General features: G+C 46.1%; 28 protein-coding genes. 18 read left to right on the forward strand and 10 right to left on the reverse strand.

Features of this window, described 5'->3' with window-relative positions:
- Nucleotides 1–27 precede the first annotated feature (27 nt).
- Entirely contained in the window at nt 28–1098 is a 1071-nt protein-coding gene (locus tag ACPLJI_RS02845; protein ID WP_424731387.1) for a sensor histidine kinase, read from the forward strand.
- Between the two features lie 141 nt (nt 1099–1239).
- On the forward strand, nt 1240–1626 hold the full coding sequence (locus ACPLJI_RS02850; protein WP_424741124.1) for an NUDIX hydrolase: 387 nt from the start codon (nt 1240–1242) through the stop codon (nt 1624–1626).
- Nucleotides 1627–1662: 36 nt separating this feature from the next.
- On the opposite strand, the gene ACPLJI_RS02855 is transcribed toward ACPLJI_RS02850, so the two are convergent.
- Nucleotides 1663–1887 (reverse strand): TIGR04165 family Cys-rich peptide, encoded by a 225-nt coding sequence (locus ACPLJI_RS02855; RefSeq protein ID WP_424731386.1) that lies wholly within the window; start codon nt 1885–1887, stop codon nt 1663–1665.
- An 87-nt stretch (nt 1888–1974) separates the two neighbouring features.
- On the opposite strand from ACPLJI_RS02855, the gene ACPLJI_RS02860 reads away from it, so the two are divergent.
- Nucleotides 1975–2484: a nitroreductase family protein gene (locus tag ACPLJI_RS02860; RefSeq protein WP_424731385.1), complete on the forward strand. Its 510-nt coding sequence runs from the start codon at nt 1975–1977 to the stop codon at nt 2482–2484.
- Between the two features lie 55 nt (nt 2485–2539).
- Nucleotides 2540–3526 (forward strand): ATP phosphoribosyltransferase, encoded by a 987-nt coding sequence (gene hisG / locus ACPLJI_RS02865; RefSeq protein WP_424731384.1) that lies wholly within the window; start codon nt 2540–2542, stop codon nt 3524–3526.
- A gap of 101 nt (nt 3527–3627) precedes the next feature.
- Here the strand turns inward: hisG and ACPLJI_RS02870 are convergent, their stop codons facing one another.
- The gene (locus tag ACPLJI_RS02870; RefSeq protein WP_424731383.1) at nt 3628–3804 is read right to left on the reverse strand and encodes a hypothetical protein; all 177 of its coding nucleotides are present in this window, start codon (nt 3802–3804) and stop codon (nt 3628–3630) included.
- A 129-nt stretch (nt 3805–3933) separates the two neighbouring features.
- On the opposite strand from ACPLJI_RS02870, the gene ACPLJI_RS02875 reads away from it, so the two are divergent.
- On the forward strand, nt 3934–4944 hold the full coding sequence (locus ACPLJI_RS02875) for a pseudomurein-binding repeat-containing protein (RefSeq protein WP_424731382.1): 1011 nt from the start codon (nt 3934–3936) through the stop codon (nt 4942–4944).
- Between the two features lie 51 nt (nt 4945–4995).
- Here the strand turns inward: ACPLJI_RS02875 and ACPLJI_RS02880 are convergent, their stop codons facing one another.
- Nucleotides 4996–5739: a SagB/ThcOx family dehydrogenase gene (locus ACPLJI_RS02880; protein ID WP_424731381.1), complete on the reverse strand. Its 744-nt coding sequence runs from the start codon at nt 5737–5739 to the stop codon at nt 4996–4998.
- A gap of 13 nt (nt 5740–5752) precedes the next feature.
- Nucleotides 5753–6307, reverse strand: coding sequence for an SOUL family heme-binding protein (locus ACPLJI_RS02885; protein WP_424731380.1), 555 nt, complete (start codon nt 6305–6307; stop codon nt 5753–5755).
- 55 nt (nt 6308–6362) lie between these two features.
- Between ACPLJI_RS02885 and ACPLJI_RS02890 the strand changes: the two genes are divergently transcribed.
- Genes ACPLJI_RS02890 through ACPLJI_RS02905 form a run of 4 tightly spaced genes read left to right on the forward strand, consistent with a single transcriptional unit; the run spans nt 6363 to nt 8291 of the window.
- A complete protein-coding gene (locus tag ACPLJI_RS02890) occupies nt 6363–6512 on the forward strand; it encodes a hypothetical protein (protein WP_424741121.1) in 150 nt (49 codons plus the stop codon).
- 2 nt (nt 6513–6514) lie between these two features.
- Nucleotides 6515–6667 (forward strand): TIGR04165 family Cys-rich peptide, encoded by a 153-nt coding sequence (locus ACPLJI_RS02895; RefSeq protein WP_424731378.1) that lies wholly within the window; start codon nt 6515–6517, stop codon nt 6665–6667.
- 8 nt (nt 6668–6675) lie between these two features.
- Complete coding sequence (locus ACPLJI_RS02900; RefSeq protein WP_424731377.1) at nt 6676–7803, forward strand: TIGR04083 family peptide-modifying radical SAM enzyme; 1128 nt, start codon at nt 6676–6678, stop codon at nt 7801–7803.
- 11 nt (nt 7804–7814) lie between these two features.
- Complete coding sequence (locus ACPLJI_RS02905) at nt 7815–8291, forward strand: hypothetical protein (protein WP_424741122.1); 477 nt, start codon at nt 7815–7817, stop codon at nt 8289–8291.
- A gap of 58 nt (nt 8292–8349) precedes the next feature.
- On the opposite strand, the gene ACPLJI_RS02910 is transcribed toward ACPLJI_RS02905, so the two are convergent.
- Nucleotides 8350–8916: a zinc dependent phospholipase C family protein gene (locus tag ACPLJI_RS02910; RefSeq protein ID WP_424731375.1), complete on the reverse strand. Its 567-nt coding sequence runs from the start codon at nt 8914–8916 to the stop codon at nt 8350–8352.
- A gap of 181 nt (nt 8917–9097) precedes the next feature.
- A complete protein-coding gene (locus ACPLJI_RS02915; RefSeq protein ID WP_424731374.1) occupies nt 9098–9478 on the reverse strand; it encodes a hypothetical protein in 381 nt (126 codons plus the stop codon).
- 160 nt (nt 9479–9638) lie between these two features.
- Here ACPLJI_RS02915 and ACPLJI_RS02920 point away from each other — a divergent pair, with 160 nt between their 5' ends.
- Nucleotides 9639–9860: a hypothetical protein gene (locus ACPLJI_RS02920; protein ID WP_424731373.1), complete on the forward strand. Its 222-nt coding sequence runs from the start codon at nt 9639–9641 to the stop codon at nt 9858–9860.
- A gap of 122 nt (nt 9861–9982) precedes the next feature.
- Here ACPLJI_RS02920 and ACPLJI_RS02925 read toward each other — a convergent pair whose 3' ends face one another.
- On the reverse strand, nt 9983–10531 hold the full coding sequence (locus ACPLJI_RS02925; protein ID WP_424731372.1) for an ArsR family transcriptional regulator: 549 nt from the start codon (nt 10529–10531) through the stop codon (nt 9983–9985).
- 149 nt (nt 10532–10680) lie between these two features.
- Here ACPLJI_RS02925 and ACPLJI_RS02930 point away from each other — a divergent pair, with 149 nt between their 5' ends.
- The 7 genes from ACPLJI_RS02930 (at nt 10681) to ACPLJI_RS02960 (ending at nt 17999) form a co-directional block, all read left to right on the forward strand.
- Entirely contained in the window at nt 10681–11349 is a 669-nt protein-coding gene (locus ACPLJI_RS02930; protein WP_424731371.1) for a tributyrin esterase, read from the forward strand.
- Between the two features lie 9 nt (nt 11350–11358).
- Entirely contained in the window at nt 11359–13218 is a 1860-nt protein-coding gene (locus tag ACPLJI_RS02935) for a glutamate synthase-related protein (RefSeq protein WP_424731370.1), read from the forward strand.
- A 188-nt stretch (nt 13219–13406) separates the two neighbouring features.
- Nucleotides 13407–14780, forward strand: a complete 1374-nt coding sequence (locus tag ACPLJI_RS02940; protein WP_424730232.1) for an MFS transporter — start codon at nt 13407–13409, stop codon at nt 14778–14780.
- Between the two features lie 124 nt (nt 14781–14904).
- A complete protein-coding gene (locus ACPLJI_RS02945; RefSeq protein ID WP_424741123.1) occupies nt 14905–16257 on the forward strand; it encodes an MFS transporter in 1353 nt (450 codons plus the stop codon).
- Between the two features lie 404 nt (nt 16258–16661).
- On the forward strand, nt 16662–16940 hold the full coding sequence (locus ACPLJI_RS02950; protein WP_424730524.1) for a hypothetical protein: 279 nt from the start codon (nt 16662–16664) through the stop codon (nt 16938–16940).
- Entirely contained in the window at nt 16937–17185 is a 249-nt protein-coding gene (locus tag ACPLJI_RS02955; RefSeq protein WP_424741125.1) for a cysteine peptidase family C39 domain-containing protein, read from the forward strand. The genes ACPLJI_RS02950 and ACPLJI_RS02955 overlap by 4 nt, the downstream gene beginning before the upstream one ends.
- A 334-nt stretch (nt 17186–17519) precedes the next feature.
- Complete coding sequence (locus tag ACPLJI_RS02960) at nt 17520–17999, forward strand: hypothetical protein (RefSeq protein WP_424730523.1); 480 nt, start codon at nt 17520–17522, stop codon at nt 17997–17999.
- A gap of 1266 nt (nt 18000–19265) precedes the next feature.
- Here the strand turns inward: ACPLJI_RS02960 and ACPLJI_RS02965 are convergent.
- The 3 genes from ACPLJI_RS02965 to ACPLJI_RS02975 are packed head-to-tail and all read right to left on the reverse strand — an operon-like array spanning nt 19266 to nt 21746.
- Complete coding sequence (locus ACPLJI_RS02965; protein WP_424730522.1) at nt 19266–20006, reverse strand: MIP/aquaporin family protein; 741 nt, start codon at nt 20004–20006, stop codon at nt 19266–19268.
- A 1-nt stretch (nt 20007) separates the two neighbouring features.
- Nucleotides 20008–20217 carry a DUF2180 family protein gene (locus ACPLJI_RS02970; protein ID WP_261599736.1) on the reverse strand — a complete coding sequence of 70 codons (210 nt, stop codon included), beginning with the start codon at nt 20215–20217 and terminating at the stop codon, nt 20008–20010.
- Between the two features lie 29 nt (nt 20218–20246).
- Nucleotides 20247–21746: a DUF2193 domain-containing protein gene (locus ACPLJI_RS02975; RefSeq protein WP_424730520.1), complete on the reverse strand. Its 1500-nt coding sequence runs from the start codon at nt 21744–21746 to the stop codon at nt 20247–20249.
- 231 nt (nt 21747–21977) lie between these two features.
- On the opposite strand from ACPLJI_RS02975, the gene ACPLJI_RS02980 reads away from it, so the two are divergent.
- Nucleotides 21978–22289 carry a DUF2769 domain-containing protein gene (locus ACPLJI_RS02980; RefSeq protein WP_424730519.1) on the forward strand — a complete coding sequence of 104 codons (312 nt, stop codon included), beginning with the start codon at nt 21978–21980 and terminating at the stop codon, nt 22287–22289.
- Nucleotides 22290–23187: the final 898 nt, after the last annotated feature.

The following is a 23187-nucleotide window of genomic DNA, read 5'->3' on the forward strand; positions in this document are numbered from 1 at the left end:
ATACTTTGAGCTATTGAAGGTTATAATATGGACAATAAAGGCCCTGAGGGTGTTTTCCTTATCCTGAGGAAGGATGGATCCATTGAGAAGATAATAGACCATGGATCTGACATACCCCTCACCATGGAATCCTTCGTTGATCTCATGGACCTGGGTAGCCAGGGAAAGGCCTCCCTTTTCATCCAGGAAATAAATGATAAGGGGGCTGCATATAACTGGGAACTGAATTTAAAGAACCTTAAGACCTACCACTTTTCAGGTTTCATCGCTGATGAAAGAATCTATGCTGTTGGAGCAGCCAGAAGGGAGGATATAATAAAGATCTACCGCCTTGCTGATACTGAGCTGCCTGAAACACCAGTGCCGGGTCCATCTGCCGGTGGGGATGTGGGAGAAGAACTTTTTGATGAACTCACAAGGCTCAACAACCAGCTTTCTGCAGCCAGAAGAGAACTTCTAAAGAAGAACATGGAACTGGAGAGAGCCCTCAAGGAGAAGGAGATGCTCCTCCGGGAGATAAACCATAGGGTCAAGAACAACCTCATGATAATCTCAAGCATCCTCAATATTCAGTCAAGGTATGTGAAGGATAGGGACGATCTCATGCTCTTCAGGGAGGCCCAGTCAAAGGCCAGGGCGATGGCCATGCTTCATGAGCGGCTTTACACCTCAGGTAAACACAGGAGGGTCGACTTTGGTGAATATCTAATGGGACTTGTGAGGGACCTCTACCAGACATTCCTGTCAGATCCCGGCCGCATAGCCCTTGAGACAGATATAGATGAAGCTGAACTCGATATAAACACAGTTGTCCCCCTGGCACTCATTGTAAATGAGCTCTTCACAAATGCAATCAAACACGCATTTCCTGAGGGAAGGAAAGGTAAAATAAGGGTTTCATTTAAAAGAATGGATGATAATTACATTCTTGAGGTGGAAGATGATGGTGTGGGTCTTCCAGAGGACTTTGACCTCCAAAACACGTCAGGTATGGGTATGCAGCTTGTAAGAAGCCTTACTGACCAGATAAATGGTAAACTCAAAGTTGAATCAGATGGCGGGACCCGCTTCCTGGTTGAGTTCAGGGACTGGAATTAGTCAGTAACCATACCAATCAAGAAGCGATACCCGGTTTATATATTTAGAGCCCCAATCATAAACAGGGATTTTTATGGTGGGAAGTGTTTATATACTGGCTGTGAGGGCATTCATTAGGATGATAACGGAAGGGTTCTGATAATCAAAAGATCAGCTGATTCCAAGACCAACCCCTCCACATGGGAGCTTCCCGGTGGAAAGGTGGGTACCGGGGAGTCCCTTGAGGAAGCACTTAAAAGGGAGGTCAGGGAGGAAACCGGGCTTGAAATAACCCCCGGAGATGTTATGGGGGTTGTTGAACAGAAGTTCCCGATAATAAACGCTGTTCATATAATAATCAGGTGCAGGGCCTCGGGTAATGTGAAGCTGAGCCACGAACATGAGGGCTTTGCATGGGTTGAGCCGGCTGGTCTTTCGAAATATAGACTTGCAGACTGGCTCGCAGACTTTGTGAAGGATATCAGGGTTAAAAGAAGAGTGAAGGGTCAGGTTTCAGGGATATTCTCGGATTTCATAAAAAGGCACTGAATCTGAAGGGTTATTAAACATCTGTACAATTGAACCCTAATCAAGCGGAACCCTCTTAACCTCTATGCTGCACTTTCCTCCTTCACAGTACTCAAATACATATCCACATTTACTGCATTTTATGGCTCCAACTATCTCCTGGTCTTCAGGTATGCCTGCCTCTTTCAGTTTTTCCTTATTCTGGGGGTATTTAACCGTTGAAACGTCCTTATCCACTTCACCACACTCGGGACATGGCTTTTTTAAATCCTCAACCCTCATCTTATCACTCGTTCGTATTCTATGGAACTATTATGAACCTTCCAACATATAAAGGTCACCATCCATATATGTTTTAAGGTGAGGAAAATGGAAGTCCTCGAAGCAATTAAAACAAGACGAAGCATAAGGAAATACACCAAGAGGGATGTGCCAGATGAACTGATCCACAGGATACTGGAAGCAGCCATGTGCGGACCATCAGCCGTTGACCAGAGACCCTGGCACTTCATAGTCGTGAAAAACAGGGATATGCTTGAGAAAATACCGGAGGTGCATCCCTACGGGGCAATGGTAAAGGATGCCCCCGTTGCAATCATAGTATGCTGTGACACCCGCCTTGAAAAATTCCCGGGATTCTGGGTGCAGGACTGCTCCATTGCGTCACAGAATATACTACTTGCAGCCCACTCCCTTGGTCTTGGTGCGGTCTGGACAGGTGTATACCCACTTGAAGACCGTGTTGAGGGTATAAGGAGGCTTTTCCAGATTCCAGACCATGTTATACCCTTCTCAGTGATACCCATAGGTTACCCTGCAGAGGACCCAGGGACAAGGGATCTTTTTGACCCTGAAAGGATACATATTGAGAAATGGTAAAAATTGATGCCCTGGACATTAAAGAGGGGCAGTTAAGATACTGACAGGTGAAACTATGAAGATAGTTCTGGGATTACCCAAGGGTAGTTTAAACAATGTTAACCGCGGAAATACCTACAGGCTCTTCAAGGATGCCGGTTATGAGGTTAAGGGCTATGAACCCGGACGTGAGGAGAACGAAATAGAGATCACCAACGATCCTGAGATAAAGGCCTATCTCACAAGGCCCCAGAGTGCACCTGTGGAACTCAACCGTGGAATGCTCGATGTTGCAATAATCGGCGAGGACTGGGTGCGTGAAGAATCCATAAACAGTGGCGATGAGTCCATAAAAAAGATAGGGGACCTTGATTACGGTCAGACAAGACTTATAGTGGCCCTGCCAAAGGAGGAACCCTACACATCACTGGAGGACTTCTTCCTGAAAAATGCTGATAGGAAAACCCCCATACTCTGCTTCACAGAGTATCCAAACCTCACAAGGGACTTTTTCATGAAAAATCCTGGCTACAGAAAACTTTTCGGTGACTCAAGACCCGTGGTTCAGATAAGGGGCCTCCGGGATGGCGACAATGAGATGGTCCAGATAATAAACTCTGATGGCGCAACCGAGGTTTACATCGCCAAGGGCGCAGATCTCATAGTGGACAACACCCAGACGGGAAGCAGTCTGAGAAAGGCTGGCCTCAAGATAATTGACACCATAATGGAATCAAGCGCGGGACTCTATGCCGGCCCATCATGCACCGGTGAAAAATTTGAAAAGGCTGAGATGATATTCAAACAGCTCTACGGCGCCACCAAGGCCCGGAACTACTTTGATGTTAAGTTCAACATAGCAAACCACAGGGCAGATGATGTTGTTGAGTTCCTCATGAAGATGGAGTACTGCTCGGATGAGCCAACAGTTGTTCCCGGCAGGGAATTTTCACAGATCAACGTCCTCATAGATAAAAGGAGATTCCCTGAAATGCTTGAAGAGATAAAGGGTTTCGGAGCATCAGCAATAGTACGGGAAAACGTAAAACAGTACATAAAATAGGTCATATCAGCAGCAGTACGGGAAAACGAAAAACAGGACATGATATGGGTTTATCTGATTTTACTTTTTCAGATATGCAAATAAAAAAAGGTTTGGGAAGTTTATTCCGAAACCCTTTCCTTTTTCAGGATGCTGTTAAGTGATCTCAGCAGTGCAAGATCATTCTTGGAATCTATACTTGCAGTCTTATTTTTGCCTCCACAGTATGGACATGTATCTTTTCCATCAATCCACTGCTCACCACAGATCAAACACTTCTGTTTTATCTCAGGAACCAAATTATCACCATTAAAGAACTATAAGAAAAAATCCGGGGCTTAATATGTAGAACCTCATCTTATATAAATCTTCCTGAAAAATTACTTAAAGGGCCTATAATAGAGGTTTATAATGGTGGTAATTTGCAATTGAAGGGAATTATACTGTTCATGACCGCACTTGTCCTTTTTTCAGTGAATATCAGTGGTGCGACGGCAGTTGACATATTCCTCACATCAGACTGTATAACAGGCAACTGCTCCTCTGACATTGAAAACCTCAACCTCATCAAGAGCTACATTGAAAACGAAAGTGAACATAACGTTACAGTGGATCCCAAAGCCCCGAAACCAGGTGAAGGTGGCCGTGCAATAAGCTGCACTCCTCAGGGCGGAGTGGCGGTTTACCTTGCAGCTTCCTGCCCCGGGGCAATGAGGGAAGTCGCTAAACTTGCATCAACCACATCAAAGGGTGTTATATTTGTAAACACCGGGAAACTCAACCTCAAAAATACCTACATGCTCAGGAGATCATGGGACGATAACTTCTCCAACAGGTACTTTGCAGGTATCAGGTACCCCTATAAGTTCCTCACCTCCGCGGGTATCAGGATAATACAGCCCAACATTGACTGCCCCGGTGCCTCATGGGAGGAGAAGTGCCGGTTCATTGCATCGGAGATCATGAGAATCCTGAATGAAACCCCTGCGATAATTCAGAGAAATGGGAGATTCTACAACAGCAAACTCATAGCATACCACAGCATTGACCCTGCAGTGATGGCAGGTGTGGCTGATGGAATACACACTGACCTGAAAAAGGGCAAAAAACTCAAAAGGACCTACAATGGTTACAGACCAGTTACATTCCTTCTCATGGCAACAGACTACATGAACGGACCCATAGGATACATTAAGGTAAGGGACCCCTCAAATCCGGGTGTTAAGAGCACATTCCACGGTTACCTTACAAGGACCCAATACCGGCAAATTGCAGCCGATGTAAACAGGTACATGAGAAAGTATCTGAGGGCACCGAATTACATAAGGTTTGGAAATGGAATAATAGGTTACAGGGACCTTCTAAGAATGTACTCAGAGATTACAAGGACCCACAAATCAAGTAAAAAAATGCAGCTGCCATCATCCGTGAAAATCTAATTTTGAGTTTCCTCACCTGCTGAAGACTTAACACCACACTTCAATTTTTTCCTAAATCTTTCCAACGGGTGCCATGTAAATGGCGAATTCATCAGCACCATCAACCCCCAGCACCTCATCGAGGTACTCCTGGTCATAGGCCGCAACTGCACATGTACCGGCACCAATGGCCTCACAGGCAAGGTAGAGGTTCTGGCAGACATGTCCTGCATCAATGAGGATCACCCTGTGGGCCGCAAGACCGTACCTCCACTCCATCCGGTATGGTACTGTTGTCCAGATGAATGTCACAGCGGATTCTCCGGTGAATCGCTGGTCAAAGGATGCCTCCACTATCCTCCTGGAGAGGTTATCGTCAAGGTACTCCACCATCAACCGGTGCACCGAGGGTATGTACCTGTAGAGGCCCACCTCAAGGCCCTCCACATTGAAGACCGCAAGGTACGTTTCAAAGGTGTGTCTGCAGCCAGCTGATGGGACGGTGCGGAAGGCACTGTAACCTGCAATCAACCTTATCCCCTGTGTGGCCCAGAGAAGAAACGAAAGTTCCTCAAGTTTGAGGGGCATGTCAGTGTAACTCCTGCGGCTCTTACGGTTTCTTATGCAGCTTACAACATTCACATCCACCATCTCAGCCCAGTCAAGTACCGGCAGGTCCACCATCTCAGCATCCTCTGGCCATGGCTTCTCAAATGGTGGTGCAGCCACGCCCATGCTCTGGGGTGTTTTTGAAAAATCGATCCTCTTCCTTATACTGTCCTTCAGGAAGTAACGGTTCCTTTCAATCTCATTCATAGGAATCCCCCATTCATATCTTCACAAGGATCTCATTCCTCCGCAGGAAACCCGGAACTGCAGGATGGTTGTACTGGGCAATTATAAAGCTGGATCTGGGCTTTATAGAATTTTTTCTGAGCCATTCCCTGAACTCACCAGTTTTTTCCTCCACCATTCTCTCATTTACCCTTCCTGAAAATTTATAGACCGCAAACCTCTGATTCTTCTCAGACCTGAACCTTATACGTTTGTCAATGGGCTCTGGAAGTGTCTCAAGGGTGTATGATGATGGCATGGTAAATGATATCCTGTAGACTCCCCCATCATCGAGTTTTTCCTCTGTCACCGGTGCTGCCATTGGTATCTTCTCTCCCAGCCTGACTCCCGTTACAGGGGATGTCATTGGAATCTCCTCCCTGCGCCTGTTGTTCCCGAATATGTAGTCTGCAAGGATGGAAAATCCCCTGAGCATCGCATCCCTGAAGTTTCCCTCAACATCCACCTGTGCCAGTATGTAACCGGGATAGCACCTTATCTCAAAGTCACCTTCCTCCACTTCAACCTCATAATCTGGACTCTCAGTCAAAAAAACGACCCCCTTGCAACCTTATATATCAGACCATATATATCTAGTTTACATGATGTGGATAGTCAAGGCATACTGTGACCTCTGCAGGGCCACGAGAACCCTTGAAGTTGAAGGTAGAACACCACCCTACCACCTTGGAGATAGAATAGATGAGTGTCCCTGTGGCGGTAAATATGTGGTGGAGGAAATAATAGAGGTCTGACCATGAAGATGGAGGAGTTTCTGAAGGAGTGCCCTGTGTGCGGCTGCAGGGACAAGGTTGTTAAGAGAAGATTCCTGGATGAGCACAAGTCAAGGACGTCCATGAAGGAAATCGTATGTGAAAAATGTGGTCATGTCTTCGAATCCGCTGATTAGGTGATGGAATGGCGTTCCATGTTATGATCATCCCCTCAATGAACTGTCCCTCAGACTGCAGCTACTGCTGGGGCGTTGACCGGGACTCCAAGGTCATGGACAAGGAAACCGTGAGGGAAATGGTTTCATGGCTGAGGGATTTCCGAAGAGAACCCGCCACATTCACCTTCCATGGAGGAGAACCTCTTCTTACAGGCTACGAATTTTACAGGACAACCCTGCAGCTGATAGCCAGTGAACTCGATTTTCTAAAACCCGCATTTGCCATCCAGACAAACCTGTGGCTCATGACCGATGAACTGGCAGAACTCTTTGCAGAGTACAGCATACCCATCGGCTCAAGCCTTGATGGTCCTCGGGAAATAAATGATCATCAGAGGGGTGATGGTTACTTCGATAAAACCATGAAAGGCTATGAGATAGCCAGGAGGCATGGTCTGAAGGTGAGCTTCATAAGCACATTCACCTCCTACTCCATAAGGAAAAAGGAGGATATATTCAAGTTCTTCCTTGAAAATAAGATGAACATGAAGCTCCACCCTGCCCTCCCCTCCCTGAAGAGCCCTGACCCTGAGGAGTGGGCCATAACCGCAGAGGAGTATGGGGATCTTCTCCTCTACCTCCTTGAGAGGTACCTTGAGCATTTCGGTGAAATCGAAATACAGAACATTGACCACTTTGCAAAGAGCGCATTCCTCCGCAGGGGTGTCGTGTGCACACACGCGGACTGTGTGGGGAATACATTTGCAGTTGATCCCTACGGGGACATATACCCCTGTTATCGCTTCGTGGGAATGAGGGACTACATAATGGGTAACGTATCTGATAGGCCCAGCATGGAGGAGCTCAATGAAAGTGATGCCCTCAGATCCCTCCATGACTGGAGAAAAATGGTCGATGATGAATGCGGTGACTGTGAATTCTACAGATACTGCCTTGGTGGCTGCCCATACAATGCCATAACAGTGGAGAATGGAATGCGGAGGATAGATGGTGTCGATCATCAGTGCCAGGCCTACAGGATGATCTTCACTGAAATCAACAGGAGGGCAAACAGGGAGTTTCTCGAATCTGGAATCCTTGGAGGGCAGAAGAAGAAATCAAAACCCGGTGTGCTGGACATAATGATGAAATAGTGTTACAAGCCATGAAACACTCCTTGAAAACAGGTTTCAGTTTTGGCCTTACATCGGCCATAATAACCACCCTTGGCCTTATGGTGGGACTCCATTCAGGCACCCATTCAAGGCTTGCGGTGATTGGAGGTGTACTCACAATAGCAGTAGCCGACGCCTTCTCTGATGCCATGGGTATACACATCGCAGAGGAGTCTGAGAACAGGCACAGCGAGGTTGAGGTTTGGGAGTCCACCATTGCAACGTTCATAAGCAAATTCCTCTTTGCCATAACATTCCTCTTACCGGTTCTCTTACTGGATCTGACACTGTCAATTGTAGTGTCAGTCATCTGGGGCCTCCTACTTCTGATTATCCTTAGTGTAAGTATTGCAAGGTCACAGAATGCTCCTCTCTGGAGGGTGCTTGGTGAGCATCTCCTGGTGGCAATCATGATTATAGTGATAACACACTACACAGGTGACTGGATAGCCTCAACATTTGGCTAAAAACAGTATTACAAATCTTTGAGGCCCATATATCAATCTCAAATTGACATAAACAGTATCAGGACCCTATTGACTCCATGATCTCTTTATAGGATACACTGCATGCCAGTTGAAGTGCCCCTGATATGCAGGAGTCATCACCCTCGGAAACCCATGAACTCCAGAGTTTCATTGCCTCCATTTCAGGGTCATCGGGGGGAGGAACAATTACAGGTTCAAGCATCAGCGCACGTATCTCATAGACCGTGTGGAGGTACCGGCTGGATCCAGGGGATGTGTGTGGACCGCAGATGCCATCAGAAATGTAGTGGCTTGCAACACCATAGCAGTAACTGGCATAACTGTAGTTACCTGCATCATAGCTAATTTTTCCCTGATTTAACCAGAACCTGGCCTTTTCAAGGTTATAGGGGTATACGTGATATTCAAAGTCAAAGAAAACAGTATCAGGGTCTTCTGCACCATTCTTCATCTCATCAAGGCTCAGACGGTTTTGAACATCAGAGGGCATTGCACTGTAGACCCTCTCTGCAATATCATGGTGATTCTTTACAGACCAGGCCGATGCCCCATGAATCTGTGATGCCACAAGAATCAGGAGTGCGGCTATAAAAATGAACCTCATCTCAACCTCACAGTAATCAGAGAATTTTATATAAAAAGTTATATTATCCTTTATATAAGCCTTTTGTTAGCTTTATACAAGGCCTTTGTTCCTTTTGTTAAATGCCATTAATAATAAAAATTTAAGTGCAAACTTAATACGCTGTAAAATTCTATTATAGATGTCATGAATATTAAAAAGGTTACAGTACACGTTTGAGTTTCATGGTACCGTTACAGGCGTAGACCTCTGCGGGTATTGAAAATGTCTCAACACAGGTTTTCACAGAATCTGCGATTGCATAGGGTGCAACTATCCAGAACCTGATGCCATCGGTGTATGCAAATCTTCTCCATTTTCTTATATCACTATTATCGGTGCTTATCTCAACTACAATTTCATCGGAGCCATTAATTGCATGGACATCAGGAAGAAAACCCTTCAGCATACGTGGTCTGAGTTTCTTTTTACCGTTATTTACCTTTAAATCATATCCCTGATCTCTGAGGTGTTCAACAACGGTTTTTAACATTATGGAATAATTTTCATCGTTTTTAATGTAATTTAAAGGTCTCTTAATCATTTCAGGCCCCTTAACTCTTTTTTATCATGTGTCAGAAATTTTATTTTTCTGAACATTGTATATAGTATTGTCCAATGTAGTATAAATACTTATACCCCATTGAGATTGCACTGCAAAAAATATATATATTGCCAGATTATAGTAAATACTGGTGATTATGATGAGCGTTCTTGATGATGAAACTCTGAAGATGAGGTACATTGAACTTGTCAGGAAGGGTATACTGGAGAGTGATGAATGTGCGTCATATGCCAGCAAGGAGGAGTTGAAGCCCTGTATGAAGCGGAAGGTTGCCGAATTCGATGATTTCTTTGTGCCCGGTACTGTGCTTATAAGTGAGAGGGCATCCTACAGGCTCAGGGTTGGATATCCAATGGAATAAACATTTCACTTTACCACTGATAACCGCAACCCTCAACCAGCTCCTTTTTTTGTAAAAACGCGCCGGTTGATAACCACAACTTTAACCGGTTCCTCTTTGTAGACCTGTAATTTAACCTCCCTTTAGATTATAACAAGTCTACCTGCATCTGTAATTGAATACCTATCAAACATCTGGGACTGCTCCACAAGCCCCATATCCATAAGACCGGAGAGATGCTTGTAGACCATAGCCCTTGAAATGCCGACCTTCCTTGCAATTAAAACCGCATTGAGGCTTTCCTCCTCAAGGGCCTCGAGTATTCTGAGCCTGGTATCAGATATGTCAAGTTTCAGGGGGGGTAAACGCACCGCAGAATCCCCAAAACATGTGTAGATACCTGCCACCCCCTCACGATGGGCCAAAAATGAGAGAAGACCTCCCAGGTCACTTCCATCAAATCCGACATAGACCTCTCCATGCTTTTTAGCGCCTCTTATGACCTCTGCTATTTTTCTGGCAGCCTCAATGGGGTTTCTCCCTTCAACCCGAATAACACCCCCCTTTATGAATTTTTCAAGACATGAGTCATTGAAGTCCTCCGTCTGTACCGATATAAGCCCATCTATCTGGGCCTTCACAGCAACATCAAAGAGGCACCTTCCCCTCAGGTTACTCACAAGTGTCTTCATACTATCACCATTTACAGATCTCAGTATAATAGATACTAATCTCATCATAATATATAATAGTATATGTCTGATTTCCAGAAATGGGAATCCTTAAATTATGATATGTGGAAAATGTTCATAAAAGAACATTAAATAACAGGGGATGTTAGATGACTGTTCAGGAGATGAAAATCGCAGGTGATGATCTCTCAACAAGGGACATCAACAGGAAGATAAAGGAAGGGCTGAGGGAGAACATAAAGAAATTCAGCATAGAGAGCAACTCTGAACTTGACTCCATTGTTGTGGGTATAAGGGAAGAGGCAGAGTTCATCCTCAGTGGAAGGTTCGGTGACTTCGTTGGGGCCCTCAACCACGGACCAAAGATAGAGATTCATGGAAAAACCGGGAGATACGTTGGCAACAACATGACCGCAGGGGAAATAATCGTCCACGGAGATGCAGACGATGGTGTGGGTTTTGGAACCTACAACGGAACAATAGTCGTCCATGGAGACGCAGGCGATGGGATCGGGCAGCTCAACAAGGGCGGTGTAATCATAATCGATGGAGACATCGGTGACCTTGCAGGTCTCTACATGCTGAGCGGAGACCTCATAATAACAGGGGACACCGGTAAAGATATAGGTGACTGGATAATTGGCGGCAACATATACGTTGCTGGAGACTTCGAAACCGGAACCAATGCAAAGGTCCTGGAACCTGAAAGGGATGATCTGAACAAACTATCATCACTCTTCAGCAGATACTCAATAGACGCCTCTCCAGAGGAATTCAAAAAAATACAGCGCAAGGAGATACGTCCATTCTACGGTTAGGTGGTTTAAATGGTGCAGATACTCTTAACAGAACCTGAAAAATGTGATGGGTGTAACAAGTGCGTGGAGGCCTGTGAGGAGGTCCTTGGAAGAAGTGCCATATTCCTCAACAAGATGGACACGGGATACCATGCAATCGTATGCCAGCAGTGTGTTGACCCGTCATGTGCACGGGGATGCTTCAGGGATGCCATCCAGAGGGAAAACGGTGCAGTGAAGATCGACCAGGAGTCATGTGTGGGCTGCAAACTCTGCATGCTCATGTGCCCAATAGGTGCAATAACATACACAGATGATGGGATGGTTAAGTGTGACCAGCAGTGCATGGAAAGCCCGGGTGATACACCTGCATGTGTGGCTGCCTGTGAACAGGGCTGCCTGGAGGCCCTTGATGTTATGGAGTACGTCAACGACATCCAGAGGGGCTTTGAAATCAAAAAACCCACCACATCATCCATAACGCCATCATCACCATCATCAGACCTTGCAGCAGCAACACAGGGACTGTGTGTATTCTGTGGTACCTGCGAAATCGTCTGTCCCACAGACGCAATAGAGATTGTTGAGGACCATGCCGAGATAGATAAGACCAAGTGTATAATGTGCGGATCATGTCTTGCAGCATGCCCTGTTCTCCTGCCAACGGGCGCAGGAAGCATATGGGACCCAAGGACAATTGCAGATATCAGGTACACATCCAAGGCAGGTAAATATGTCCTCAGGGGATTCGGTACAGAGAGGAGGCTGCCAAACTTTGACGATATTATAATACTCCCTGCCCAGGCATCAATTCCCCCTGTTGACAAGTACAGGGAGCCCTGCAACACCAGCGTGGTGCTTGGTGACAGATTTGCAGAGGAACCACTGGTCCTCCAGACCCCTGTACTCATCGCGGGTATGTCCTTCGGTGCCCTCAGCAAGGAGAGCAAACTGGCCATGGCCAAGGGTACATCCCTCGTGGGATCCTGCGCAAACACCGGTGAGGGTGGAATGCTCCCCGAGGAGAGGGAACTGGCAGATAACCTCATGGTCCAGTACTCAAGTGGTAGATTCGGTGTATCCTCAGACTACCTCAACGTGGCAGATGCAATAGAGGTCAAGATAGGGCAGGGTGCAAAGCCTGGTATGGGAGGACACCTCCTGGCAGAGAAGGTAAGCCCTGAGGTTGCAGAGATCCGTGGAATACCCGAAGGAACAGACGCTCTCAGCCCTGCTCGTTTCCTTGACGCCACAAGGGAGGGCGACCTTGCAAAGCACATAGAACTCCTCAGGGAGGTCACAGACTGGAGGGTGCCGATTGTTGTCAAACTTGGACCCGGAAGGGTCTATGAGGACGTCCAGATCGCCGCCGAGGCCGGGGCAGATGTGATATCAGTTGATGGAATGGAGGGTGGAACAGGTGCGGCGCCTGAGGTTGTTATAGAGCATACAGGTGTTCCAACCCTCGCCGCCCTTGTACAGGCAGTTAACGGTCTCAATGACATCGGACTCAAGGATGAGGTTGACCTCATCATAACCGGTGGTATCAGGAGCGGTGCCGACGTTGCCAAGGCCATGGCAATGGGTGCGGATGCTGTGTACATCGGTACAGGTGCAATGATCGCCATGGGATGCCGTGCCTGCCGCATGTGCTACACAGGTAAGTGCCCTGTTGGTGTGGCAACACAGGACCCTGTCCTCAGGAAAAGGATGGACGTGGACCTTGCTGCCAGAAGGGTTGCCAACTACATAAAGTCCATGACCGAGGAGGCCAAGATGCTGGCACAGCTTGCAGGCCACGACGACATAAGGAAATTCAGCCCTGAGGACCTGCGTGCACTGGACACCAATACAGCGGAGATCACTGGACTTAAACTCATAAACCAGTGAAATTCCAGGACCCTTTTTTCTTTTTCACAAATCCTATAAATCACCAAAACCCCGACAACTTCATTCTTCCCTTTTCACAAATCCTAAACCACAGAACCTCACAAATCCCATAAAACCACAGAATTCTAAACTTTCTTTTCCCGTTGAAATTGATAAAAGATTTATCAGTTGAACACAGAATATTTCACATGGACAAAAAAAGCAGGAACATAATACTGGTGCTTCTCTTTGCTGGAGTCTTCATGGGAGCGCTTGATATAGGCATAATCGGCCCGGCGCTTCCTGCAATTGAAAAATCATTCCATGTGGATCCCCGCCTTGCATCCTGGATGTTTGCATCATACATACTTTTCTTCATGATAGGAACACCTGTCATGGCAAAGCTCTCAGACAGGTACGGCCGTAGAACCATCTACATCCTTGACATAACCCTGTTTGCGGCTGGATCTGCCATAACAGCACTATCACCATCATATCCCCTTCTCATCCTTGGAAGATCCCTTCAGGGATTCGGTGCAGGGGGTATCTTCCCCGTTGCAAGTGCATTCATAGGGGACACATTTCCCCCTGAAAGCCGCGGCAGCGCACTCGGTATCATAGGATCAGTATTCGGTTTCTCATCAATAGCCGGTCCTGTGCTTGCAGGTTTCATACTCCCCTATGGATGGGAGTGGTTATTCCTAATCAACATCCCGTTAGCAGCCATCATTGCTATAGCAGGATTCTTCATACTCCCCGTTACAGTGAAGGATGATGAAGGTGGTTTTGATGTCCTGGGGACCATCATACTGGCCGTCCTTGTCACATCACTGGCCATTGGCATAAACCAGCTTGATACAGCAGATATCCCCGGGAGTATGACAAGACCAATCGTTTCAATTCCCCTTTTAATCGCCATTGCACTTCTGCCCGTCCTCTGGCGTGTTGAAAACAGCGCTGGTGACCCTATAATACAGGTTGACCTCCTGAGGGAGAGGGAGGTCAGGATTGCAACTGCAATATCCGCAGGTAATGGTCTTTCACAGTCGGCCATCGTCTTCATACCAAGCTACGCCCTTCTGGCCCTTTCATTATCAGAATCCATGGCCAGTTTCAGTCTACTTCCATTTGTTATGACAATGGCCCTTGGGGCACCGGTTATTGGTTTCCTGCTTGACAGGGTGGGATCAAGGACCGTGATGGTCTCAGGTAGCCTCATACTTATAACAGGGTGCCTGATGATGGCCCTTCTATCATCAGCCCTGGGAATCTTCATACTGGCAGAGGTTCTCATGGGCCTTGGCCTCATAACAGTTATAGGGGCCCCCCTAAGGTACATAATGCTTTCTGAGGCTCCCCCTGAACACAGGGCCTCCGGTCAGGCCCTCCTGAATATACTTTCAAGTGCCGGTCAGCTGGTGGGGGGCGCCATGATCGGGGGTGTTGTGGCATCCATTGGCGGAACTGGTGGTTACAGGTACTCATTCCTCCTCCTTGTATTTGTGGCCATAGCAATCTTCCTCCTATCAATGCGCCTCAAGGGGAGAAAGGAACAGCTTGCAGCCATGAAAAGGAACCTCTAATGAGAGATCCCTACACGGTAGAGACCATTCGGTAATTTTATCTTTCCTATTAGAGACTGTCATGGGAAAGCTTTTATAAAAATCCCTAGAATTAGTTCACATGGAAAGGGGAAATAGAAATGTCATGCTACTGCTTTTCTTTATTGGAATCTCCATGGGTGCATTCGACAGGGGTGTTATTGGACCCCTGCTCCATGTGATAGAGAGATCGTTTGACGTGACACCACGTCTGGCCTCCTGGCTTTTTTCCTCCTACGTGCTCTTCTTCATGATTGGAACACCCCTCATGGCAAAGCTCTCCGACAGGTACGGGCGCAGAAATATTTACATACTGGATATACTCCTCTTTGCAGCAGGATCAATTATAATGGACCTTTCACCATCCTATCAATTCCTTATACTTGGAAGATCTGTTCAGGGGCTTGGCAGCGGTGGTATCCTCCCCATTGCAAGCGCATTCATAGGGGACACATTTCCCCCTGAAAGCCGCGGGAAGGCCCTTGGTGCCATAGGGTCTATCTTCAGTATTGCATCAATAACAGGGCCTATAGTGGCCGGTTTCTTAATACCCTATAACTGGAAATGGATTTTCTTAATTAACATTCCATTAGCTGTCATCCTAATCATTTCAGGGTTTTTCATACTCTCCAAGAAATCCAGTGATTATAAAAAAGGGTTTGATAGAGATGGACTCATCATAATGGCACTCCTTTTTACTTTCTTTGCCTTCGGGATAAATCAGATCAATGAGTCAGATATAGTCAGAAGCCTTATTAGACCTTCTGTTTCAGTCCCGATATTGTCGGCGGCTTTAATGGCACCCCTCCTCTGGCGCGTCGAGAATTCCTCAGATGATCCTATCATTGCAGTTCATCTATTTAGAGAGAGGGAGGTGAGAATCGCATCTGCAATTGCAGTACTGAATGGCCTGGCCCAGTCAGCAGTTGTATTCATACCTGGCTATGCACTTGTTGATCTTTCCCTTTCCGAATCACTGGCCAGTTTCAGTCTCATCCCCTTCCTAGCGACGGTGGGCCTTTCATCGCCTATTGTTGGTTTTCTCCTGGATAAATTTGGATCAAGAAGTATCATGGTCGCCGGAAGTTTAATGCTGATGACTGGATATCTTTTAATGCCTTTAATCTCCTCAAAGGCCCTACTTTTCATACTTGCAGAGGTGCTAATGGGTCTGGGTATTATAAGTGTGATAGGGTCGCCTCTGCGCTACATAATGCTCTCTGAGACTCCTCCAAGACACCGGGCATCCGGAAAGGCCCTCATAAACATATTATCAAGTGGCGGGCAGCTTGTTGGTGGAGCGCTCATTGGAGGAATTATATCATCCATTGGGAGCGAGATAACAGGTTACAGAGCATCATTCCTCTTCCTGGTCGCAGTTGCATTCACACTCTTCATTCTCTCAACACGCCTTAAGGGAAGAAAGGAACAGCTTGCAGCCATGAAAAGGAACCTTTAGGTTATAGAAATCATGTCTCCAGGATAATAATTCGGTTAATTACCATGACCTGAATCTCCAGAGGACATACACCTTATTTTCTGATTTCAGTAAAAACATCCCTAAGGCTCAGAATAAATTGAGACGCCCAGCCACCGGTCTTTTACATGGAGAAGAAGAGCCAATAACATCAAATCCACGGAAAGGACACTGAAAATATCTATAACAGTCCAGTACTTCAAGGGGCAGCATGGTCACGGGGGATTCTCTGGGAGGTTTAATATCCATATTGCTGATTATCACAGAGTCCATGTGAGTGATGCTGAAAGATCCTTCATGTGGTTAATACATTAACATAGCACCGTAATATATATATGAGTTTTTCTTATAGATTTATTATCAACCTGATAGGTGGTGAATAGTGGATGAGAAAGTCGTGTCTTTGGGGTTTGCTGATCCTCTTAACACTCGCAGTATCTTTTAACGCTGCTGCGGCCGCACAAACCCCACGGGATAACAGCAGTAACTCCACGAATCCCATGGACTTATCCACAGCAGATAACTTGGAAGAGAACTTCACGGATCCAGCAGAGTTCACTATAGACGATAACATCACAGCCGATACCACCGGCGTGGTCCTGCAGACCAGGAACTACACCTGCGGACCGGCAGCACTCGCCACACTACTCCAAACCTTGGAATAAACACAACAGAAGACGAACTCGCAGACCTCACCGGCACCACAGAAGACGGAACAACAATGGAGGTACTCATCAAAGCAGCAAATGCCAAAGGCGTGAATGCAGTCGCAAAGAGGGTTTCTGTAGAAAACCTGAAACCTGGGATGATAGTCTACATGGAAGGTCATTACAGTGCCATAAGAGATGTGGATAATAAGACAGTTTCACTGGCAGACCCCAGCCTCGGGAATGATATCAAGACCGCTTGAAGAATTTAAAGATGAATACAGTGGTATAGCACTACTTATAACTGGAAACAGCACATCAGCGGACAGGAGATAGCCTATCAGAAAATGCCACAGAAGAACCATCGCCAGAAGAAATTGAAAACATGAAAGGAAGATATCACACAAGCTACACGGAATACAGGAAAGTATACGTGCGTGTAGAATATCGGTGGGTCTGTGGGTGGCAAGAAGAGGTTGTAGGAGGCATACATACAATATTTGGAACTTTTCCACTTTACAGAGAAGTATGGGGCTGGTACAGAGTCTATGATCCGCACTATGAACTAAGAGTCATAGCCATTAAGAGGTGAAAAGTATGGATAGAAGGCATTTTCTGATTCTTGGTCTGCTTGCTGGCTTTTTTGTGGGTTACGGGGTGAGTGAGCTTCTTATAGCAGGTATTCCACTTCCATCCAGTGGGGATGATCTCGCTAAACCCTTAACAGGCGCTGAAGCCGTGAAATATAAGGAGGAGTGCCGTGCACTTGACCTTTCCACTTCAAGGGAGAATCCATACGCCCTCAACGGTCAGAATGTCTGGGTTGAGGGAACAGTGTATAAAAAGGGGGAATCATACGGTGTCAAACCGCAGGAAACCTTCATTGCCCTCAAGATCAACACCACACCAGACTACATACTCCTAAGCTACGCCGGAACAACCCCAATAAAAATGGGGGACCATATAAAAGCATATGGTGAATACTTTTACCCTGCAGAGGACACAACCACGCCTGAACTCAAAAATAAAGAACTCCCCATGATAAAAGTCGTCTACATTGAGAAAATAAACAGCTGATAACATCAAACACATGGAACACAAAACACTCCAACATTCACTAGTTAATACAACAGTAACCAATTATTTTTTAAAAGAGGAGAAAAGCTATGAAATATGAAATGTTTATATTAACGCTACTGGTGGTTTTTGCTAACTGCGGCTATAGTTCTATCAGGGCGGCTGCAGGGGTAGCTGACCACATTCTTCTATACTGTCCCAGGAAACCCTATTGATTCAGCAGCTATATTCTCATTTTTAGATGTCATTGCTATACTGTCCACGACTGGTTTGATGGGGGTTATCAGAGACCCTGGTGGACGCTATGATGATGGCTTTACTGGACACTGCTGATCAGCTCCCTGTTCACACTGGGATTCAACCTCACAGCTTTGACAAATGCCATCCTCACAAAAACACCCATCAACGAAATGTTGTGGGGACCATATGCGTCGCGCTTACAGTAACCGCCACCGCTATCTCATTTACAGTGTTAACCATAACCAAGCCGTAACTGATTCAAAAGATTGAGAAAAAAGCATCATTAAAATACAGTAAGCAAAGATGGAACATATCTTAAACATCTAAGATGAAAACAGAAAGTAAAAACTGAACGTATCGGTTGAAGATGAAGGGTAAATTGCATGGTGAGGATTTTAACTGGTGGAAGGTTTATTACATGGTTTGCCGGGACAGTGAATGGGGGTCCCTGGGGGCAATGGATGCCTCCATCTCATCTTTGAACCTGCAGAAGGGCGTTATGATCTTGTGGGTGGTATTAAAGTACCGCCATTCCTCCTTATTCAGGAGTTTTTTATAATTTCTTGATGAAAGGAGATTTTCAGACATATTCACGGTTTTTATGGTAATTTCATTCCTTTATGTGTTTGATGTCCATGGATCCTCAGAGTTCATGGTTTTTCTCGTGATGCTTACCATGCTCTCCTCTATGGTTATAGAACTTCAAATCGACACAATAAATGGCAGCTTAAAGTTTTTGTTGAGACGGTCCTCACAGCACTCTTCCTCTACATCATACTGGTACTTCAACCAGCATTAAACACCTTAAACTGGTATGTAGCCATCGGATTACTGACAACACTCTTCCTAATCAACGCGCCTCAACTGAAAACCCTCCTAAGAACCAGTAGTAAAAAAAGAGGCATAGGACTCCTAAGGGCCGGGACTTTAAATTTAAAGGAAATTAACCTTCAGTAAAAGGCCTTCCCTAACTTACGATACGACCTGATGAGTCTATGATATTTATCTCCGAAAAATAAAGGTGGGTTATTCCGATGTGAGATACTGGTAGGTGAGTGCTGCAAGCACCGCTCCCACAATGGGCCCTATGACATATATGGGGAAGTATTTCCAGAGGTTGGTGCCCGCGAAGATCATGTCATTGAGGTATGGGCCGAAGGTACGTGCAGGGTTCAGTGAGCTTCCACTTATGTTACCTATTGTTGTGATTATACCTGCAACTGTAAGGCCGATTATGATTCCTGCAAAGCCCTTTGGAGCCCTTTCATCCACTGCTACGCCCATGATGGTGAGCATCAGAAGGAATGTGCCCACTGTCTCTGCAAGCATGGCCTGCCAGTAGCCGATCCCCGGGAAGGGAGCTGTGGCTCCAAGTCCCCCGATGGTGGCTGCAGTTATACCTGCACACTGCAGGAATATGAAGCTTGCGAAGGCAGCCCCCAGGAGCTGTGCGATGATGTAGGGTATAACGTCGCGTCCAGGAAACTTCTTAACAGACCAGAGGCCTATGGTTACTGCGGGGTTTATATGGCAGCCCGACACGTTTCCAAGCGCGTATATGCTCGCCGCTATTGCAAAACCGAATGCGAGACCTATTGCAACCCAGTCCCCCAGGCCCCCCAGGAGCCCTATGCCTATGTTGAAGCTATTTGGGGCTGTACCGCCAGATGCTATCATCAGTGTTATGGCAGCTGAGCCGGCACCGAAGAACACCAGGAAGAATGTTCCTATAAACTCGGCGATACACCTCTTTGTGAGGGATACCATCTTAATCCTCCTTCATGACATTGTAGCAGTAGGGGCAGAGTATCCTTGGCAGCGTCCCCTTAACCTTCTCTGAGGGGAAGGGATAACCTCCACTCCAGATCTCAATCTCCTCCCTTATTGCGTGCTCGGTGCAGAGACCCATACCGCAGACTATGCATATTGCAACAGCATCGGTATCCTTTCCCTGCTCCGCGCAGACATAGCATTTCATATAATCACCAGAAAAATTGATTGTGGAAGCTATACAGCTTCTCTCCACTGGCAGTGGTTGTGTCTGAAGTCCACGAGAGCTGCTGCTGCGCAGTTCTTGCATGTCCTTGCCGGTGATGCTGCACTCTCCTTGTGGAGTGCAATTATGTTGGTCATCAGGGTTGCTGTGACCGGTTCACTTGTGAGGAGACATGGATAGTCAGCAAGTCTCATCAGGGCTGAGAACCTCACTGTTATTGCGCAGGCAGGGTATGTGTAGCGCTGGGGGTTCATTATAACCTCGTTTTCGTGTATCGGTGAGAGGTCAACCTTGTAGTCACCGACCATGGGTTCAAGCGGACCCTCTGCTCCGTTAAGCATTCTCCTTGCCCTATCCAGGTGTGTCCATCCACGGTATATCATGTCCATGAAGTCACTGTTGTGGAGTTCAGCTGCAGCACCCCTTGTTGGGTAGAGCTGGACATAGTTGTGGAACCTCTTTGTGAGAAGGTCAACGACTCCTATGGCATTGAAACCGTCAAGTTCAAGTATGTACTCAACGGCGCATGCTGATGATCCCGTTGCAAGGCTCAGCACATCATATTCACTCTTAAATGATGATACTGCGCTGTTGAGGGTGCTCTCCATGACATCGGTGGTTGCCTCGATTATGGCCATGACCACATCATCCTTGCACATGTTGTAGGTGGACTGGGCTATGTGGTGTGATATGTCACCAACGCAGTATGCAGGTACCGTGAGTATGTTGCCGTAGTGTACGCCGTCATCAATTGCGGCCTTAACAGTTCCTTCCATCTCCTTCCTGTAGCGGGACATGTACTCCCTTACATCAAAGGATTCATGACCATGATCGTCCATGAGCTTTGCCTGGGCTTCAACAGGTTCCTGGTAGATGTATTTCACCATCTCTATTTCCTTCTCTGCTGCCTCTGCAGCGGTTGCCCCGTTTTCAATTTTATTTGCGAATACCTCTCCGATACCATAGGAGGTGTTCATACCCCATGATTTTGCTGAGAGGATCGCCTGCTTGTGCATTTCAGGTATTTCTGTCTCCCTGAGGATCCTGTTCACCACGTTGCTTGTGCTGCCGGGCATGAGGGCGAAGTCAACCACACATGTTGGGCCATAGAATCCTCCGTACCTTCTTATTGCCTCCCTTCCTATGAGGGCCTCTGCCCTTCCTATTGCATCTATGAATGCCTCAAGGCTCTTCTCAAAGTCGCTGTCCTCGTCCCTCAGTATCTCGAGGACCACAGGTGTCTGGTAGTGTTCGACGAAGGGGTCGTCCTCTGGTCTTATGGTGTCTGTAAGGCTGTCCAGTATTTCATAGTGGGCCTTCACTGAGTTTTTGTGCAGGTTTATCACCGCCTCGCTCTGGTCTCCTACAGCCTTCATTTCCTGCACAACGTCCAGGTAGGCCTTCGTATCCCTTATTTTAAACTCTTTTCCCCTTTTCTTTTTTATGGTATCCACATCGGCTTTCTGGGCCATCATGGCCTCTTTTACCATTTTTTCGTACAACTCAGCCATTAGATCACCTTCGGTAGAACTGCCTGCCCTTAGAAGGGTACACAGATTCCACTAATATTAAATAGGTCATCTACATTAATATCAGTTTCTAAATGTTACAAGATAAAAGCTTTAAATAGCGGCTATTTTCTAAAAAAAACTTCAATTTATAATGATTATTAATTAAAATTTTTCTTTTCATGTGGCAAATGTGAAGTACCTGCAGGTACATATATCCACTGTGGTGATGACATGCAGGTTGACTTCAGCATGGAGAACATCAGAAGGTGCCTCTGTCTTGAGTGTCCCGTCCAGAGGGAAAGTCGGTGCGTGAGGGATAAGAAGAAGATAATGCTACTCATAACCCAGCAGGACCTTGACAGCGCCATGCGCATGGACACAGACAGGGTTCCAGGGGTCTACTGTTCCACAGGAAGGGCCATTTGCAGGGATATAGATCCACATGAAGAGTGCCTCTGCAGTGGGTGTGAGGTATGGAAGGAGCACATATTATCTGAAAATGATGTGTCTGAGTATTTCTGTATCAAAAAGGTATCGAGGTAAAGGCTACAAGATAATCAAAAAACGCCTTATCAGAAAATAGAGCGAAAGACATGGAAATAGAGTAATAACATTCTACAAGTATGAAGTCACATATAAATTGGACGGGAAAGGATACCCCATATATGGGCATGGATGGAAGCACATATAAAGTAGACAGAAATCCCAAACCAGATTGTGGCAAAATCAGAGAGGGTTGCATGGAGATTATCAGTGGTATCGGAACCTTGTATAACACTCTTAAAGGCAGGAATGACATTTAAACACTGCAGGCGACCTGTTCACATGTTCTTACCTCATAAAAAAAGGTCTCAGAGATATATATGATGGATACTGGGGAAAATAATCCTCAACTCTACTAAAGATGATGACAATGAAAAATAAGAAGCCCCAATCATTCACCATATTTATGGCTACTCTTAGCATAATTGCTGCAGTATATGTATTTCTATGAATCATCCCATAAACTTGAAATATCCCCAAGCATTATAGCCGTCATCTTCATAATGATGAGAACAATACTGGATGGTGTCCTGGAGGTGAGATCCTGGTTACTCGACATTTCGGTGTGTGTACTGACTATCATATCCATTTTTCATGGCAACCTCCATCAATATCGTGAAGAACGCTAAAGCAGCCAATCGTCACCACACTTGTAATGGGCATATCTGATTTTGGAGGTCATACCAACTTAAATACAGCATCATGCAAATGGATTCTTTAATAGTGTTAAGCATCCAATAATTCATTGAAATCTCCTGTTTCCCCCTCCATCTTTCCTTATTTGCTACTATTACCTCGGAGGCGAGCTGAGTGATGTTTAAAGGCCTCCTTTTATGTGATTAATACATTAACATAGCACCGTAATATATATATGAGTTTTTCTTATAGATTTATTATC

It is taken from the genome of Methanothermobacter sp. (assembly GCF_049720995.1).
GTDB lineage: Archaea > Methanobacteriota > Methanobacteria > Methanobacteriales > Methanothermobacteraceae > Methanothermobacter.

What these genes read in the sequence shown, in the direction of transcription:
- ACPLJI_RS02845 (WP_424731387.1), top strand. Translation starts at nt 28, where the DNA reads ATGGACAATAAAGGCCCTGAGGGTGTTTTCCTTATCCTGAGGAAGGAT.
- ACPLJI_RS02855 (WP_424731386.1), bottom strand. Translation starts at nt 1,887, where the DNA reads ATGAGGGTTGAGGATTTAAAAAAGCCATGTCCCGAGTGTGGTGAAGTG.
- ACPLJI_RS02860 (WP_424731385.1), top strand. Translation starts at nt 1,975, where the DNA reads ATGGAAGTCCTCGAAGCAATTAAAACAAGACGAAGCATAAGGAAATAC.
- hisG (WP_424731384.1), top strand. Translation starts at nt 2,540, where the DNA reads ATGAAGATAGTTCTGGGATTACCCAAGGGTAGTTTAAACAATGTTAAC.
- ACPLJI_RS02880 (WP_424731381.1), bottom strand. Translation starts at nt 5,739, where the DNA reads ATGAATGAGATTGAAAGGAACCGTTACTTCCTGAAGGACAGTATAAGG.
- ACPLJI_RS02890 (WP_424741121.1), top strand. Translation starts at nt 6,363, where the DNA reads ATGTGGATAGTCAAGGCATACTGTGACCTCTGCAGGGCCACGAGAACC.
- ACPLJI_RS02895 (WP_424731378.1), top strand. Translation starts at nt 6,515, where the DNA reads ATGAAGATGGAGGAGTTTCTGAAGGAGTGCCCTGTGTGCGGCTGCAGG.
- ACPLJI_RS02900 (WP_424731377.1), top strand. Translation starts at nt 6,676, where the DNA reads ATGGCGTTCCATGTTATGATCATCCCCTCAATGAACTGTCCCTCAGAC.
- ACPLJI_RS02905 (WP_424741122.1), top strand. Translation starts at nt 7,815, where the DNA reads ATGAAACACTCCTTGAAAACAGGTTTCAGTTTTGGCCTTACATCGGCC.
- ACPLJI_RS02910 (WP_424731375.1), bottom strand. Translation starts at nt 8,916, where the DNA reads ATGAGGTTCATTTTTATAGCCGCACTCCTGATTCTTGTGGCATCACAG.
- ACPLJI_RS02915 (WP_424731374.1), bottom strand. Translation starts at nt 9,478, where the DNA reads ATGATTAAGAGACCTTTAAATTACATTAAAAACGATGAAAATTATTCC.
- ACPLJI_RS02920 (WP_424731373.1), top strand. Translation starts at nt 9,639, where the DNA reads ATGAGCGTTCTTGATGATGAAACTCTGAAGATGAGGTACATTGAACTT.
- ACPLJI_RS02925 (WP_424731372.1), bottom strand. Translation starts at nt 10,531, where the DNA reads ATGAAGACACTTGTGAGTAACCTGAGGGGAAGGTGCCTCTTTGATGTT.
- ACPLJI_RS02930 (WP_424731371.1), top strand. Translation starts at nt 10,681, where the DNA reads ATGACTGTTCAGGAGATGAAAATCGCAGGTGATGATCTCTCAACAAGG.
- ACPLJI_RS02935 (WP_424731370.1), top strand. Translation starts at nt 11,359, where the DNA reads ATGGTGCAGATACTCTTAACAGAACCTGAAAAATGTGATGGGTGTAAC.
- ACPLJI_RS02940 (WP_424730232.1), top strand. Translation starts at nt 13,407, where the DNA reads ATGGACAAAAAAAGCAGGAACATAATACTGGTGCTTCTCTTTGCTGGA.
- ACPLJI_RS02945 (WP_424741123.1), top strand. Translation starts at nt 14,905, where the DNA reads ATGCTACTGCTTTTCTTTATTGGAATCTCCATGGGTGCATTCGACAGG.
- ACPLJI_RS02950 (WP_424730524.1), top strand. Translation starts at nt 16,662, where the DNA reads ATGAGAAAGTCGTGTCTTTGGGGTTTGCTGATCCTCTTAACACTCGCA.
- ACPLJI_RS02960 (WP_424730523.1), top strand. Translation starts at nt 17,520, where the DNA reads ATGGATAGAAGGCATTTTCTGATTCTTGGTCTGCTTGCTGGCTTTTTT.
- ACPLJI_RS02965 (WP_424730522.1), bottom strand. Translation starts at nt 20,006, where the DNA reads ATGGTATCCCTCACAAAGAGGTGTATCGCCGAGTTTATAGGAACATTC.
- ACPLJI_RS02970 (WP_261599736.1), bottom strand. Translation starts at nt 20,217, where the DNA reads ATGAAATGCTATGTCTGCGCGGAGCAGGGAAAGGATACCGATGCTGTT.
- ACPLJI_RS02975 (WP_424730520.1), bottom strand. Translation starts at nt 21,746, where the DNA reads ATGGCTGAGTTGTACGAAAAAATGGTAAAAGAGGCCATGATGGCCCAG.
- ACPLJI_RS02980 (WP_424730519.1), top strand. Translation starts at nt 21,978, where the DNA reads ATGCAGGTTGACTTCAGCATGGAGAACATCAGAAGGTGCCTCTGTCTT.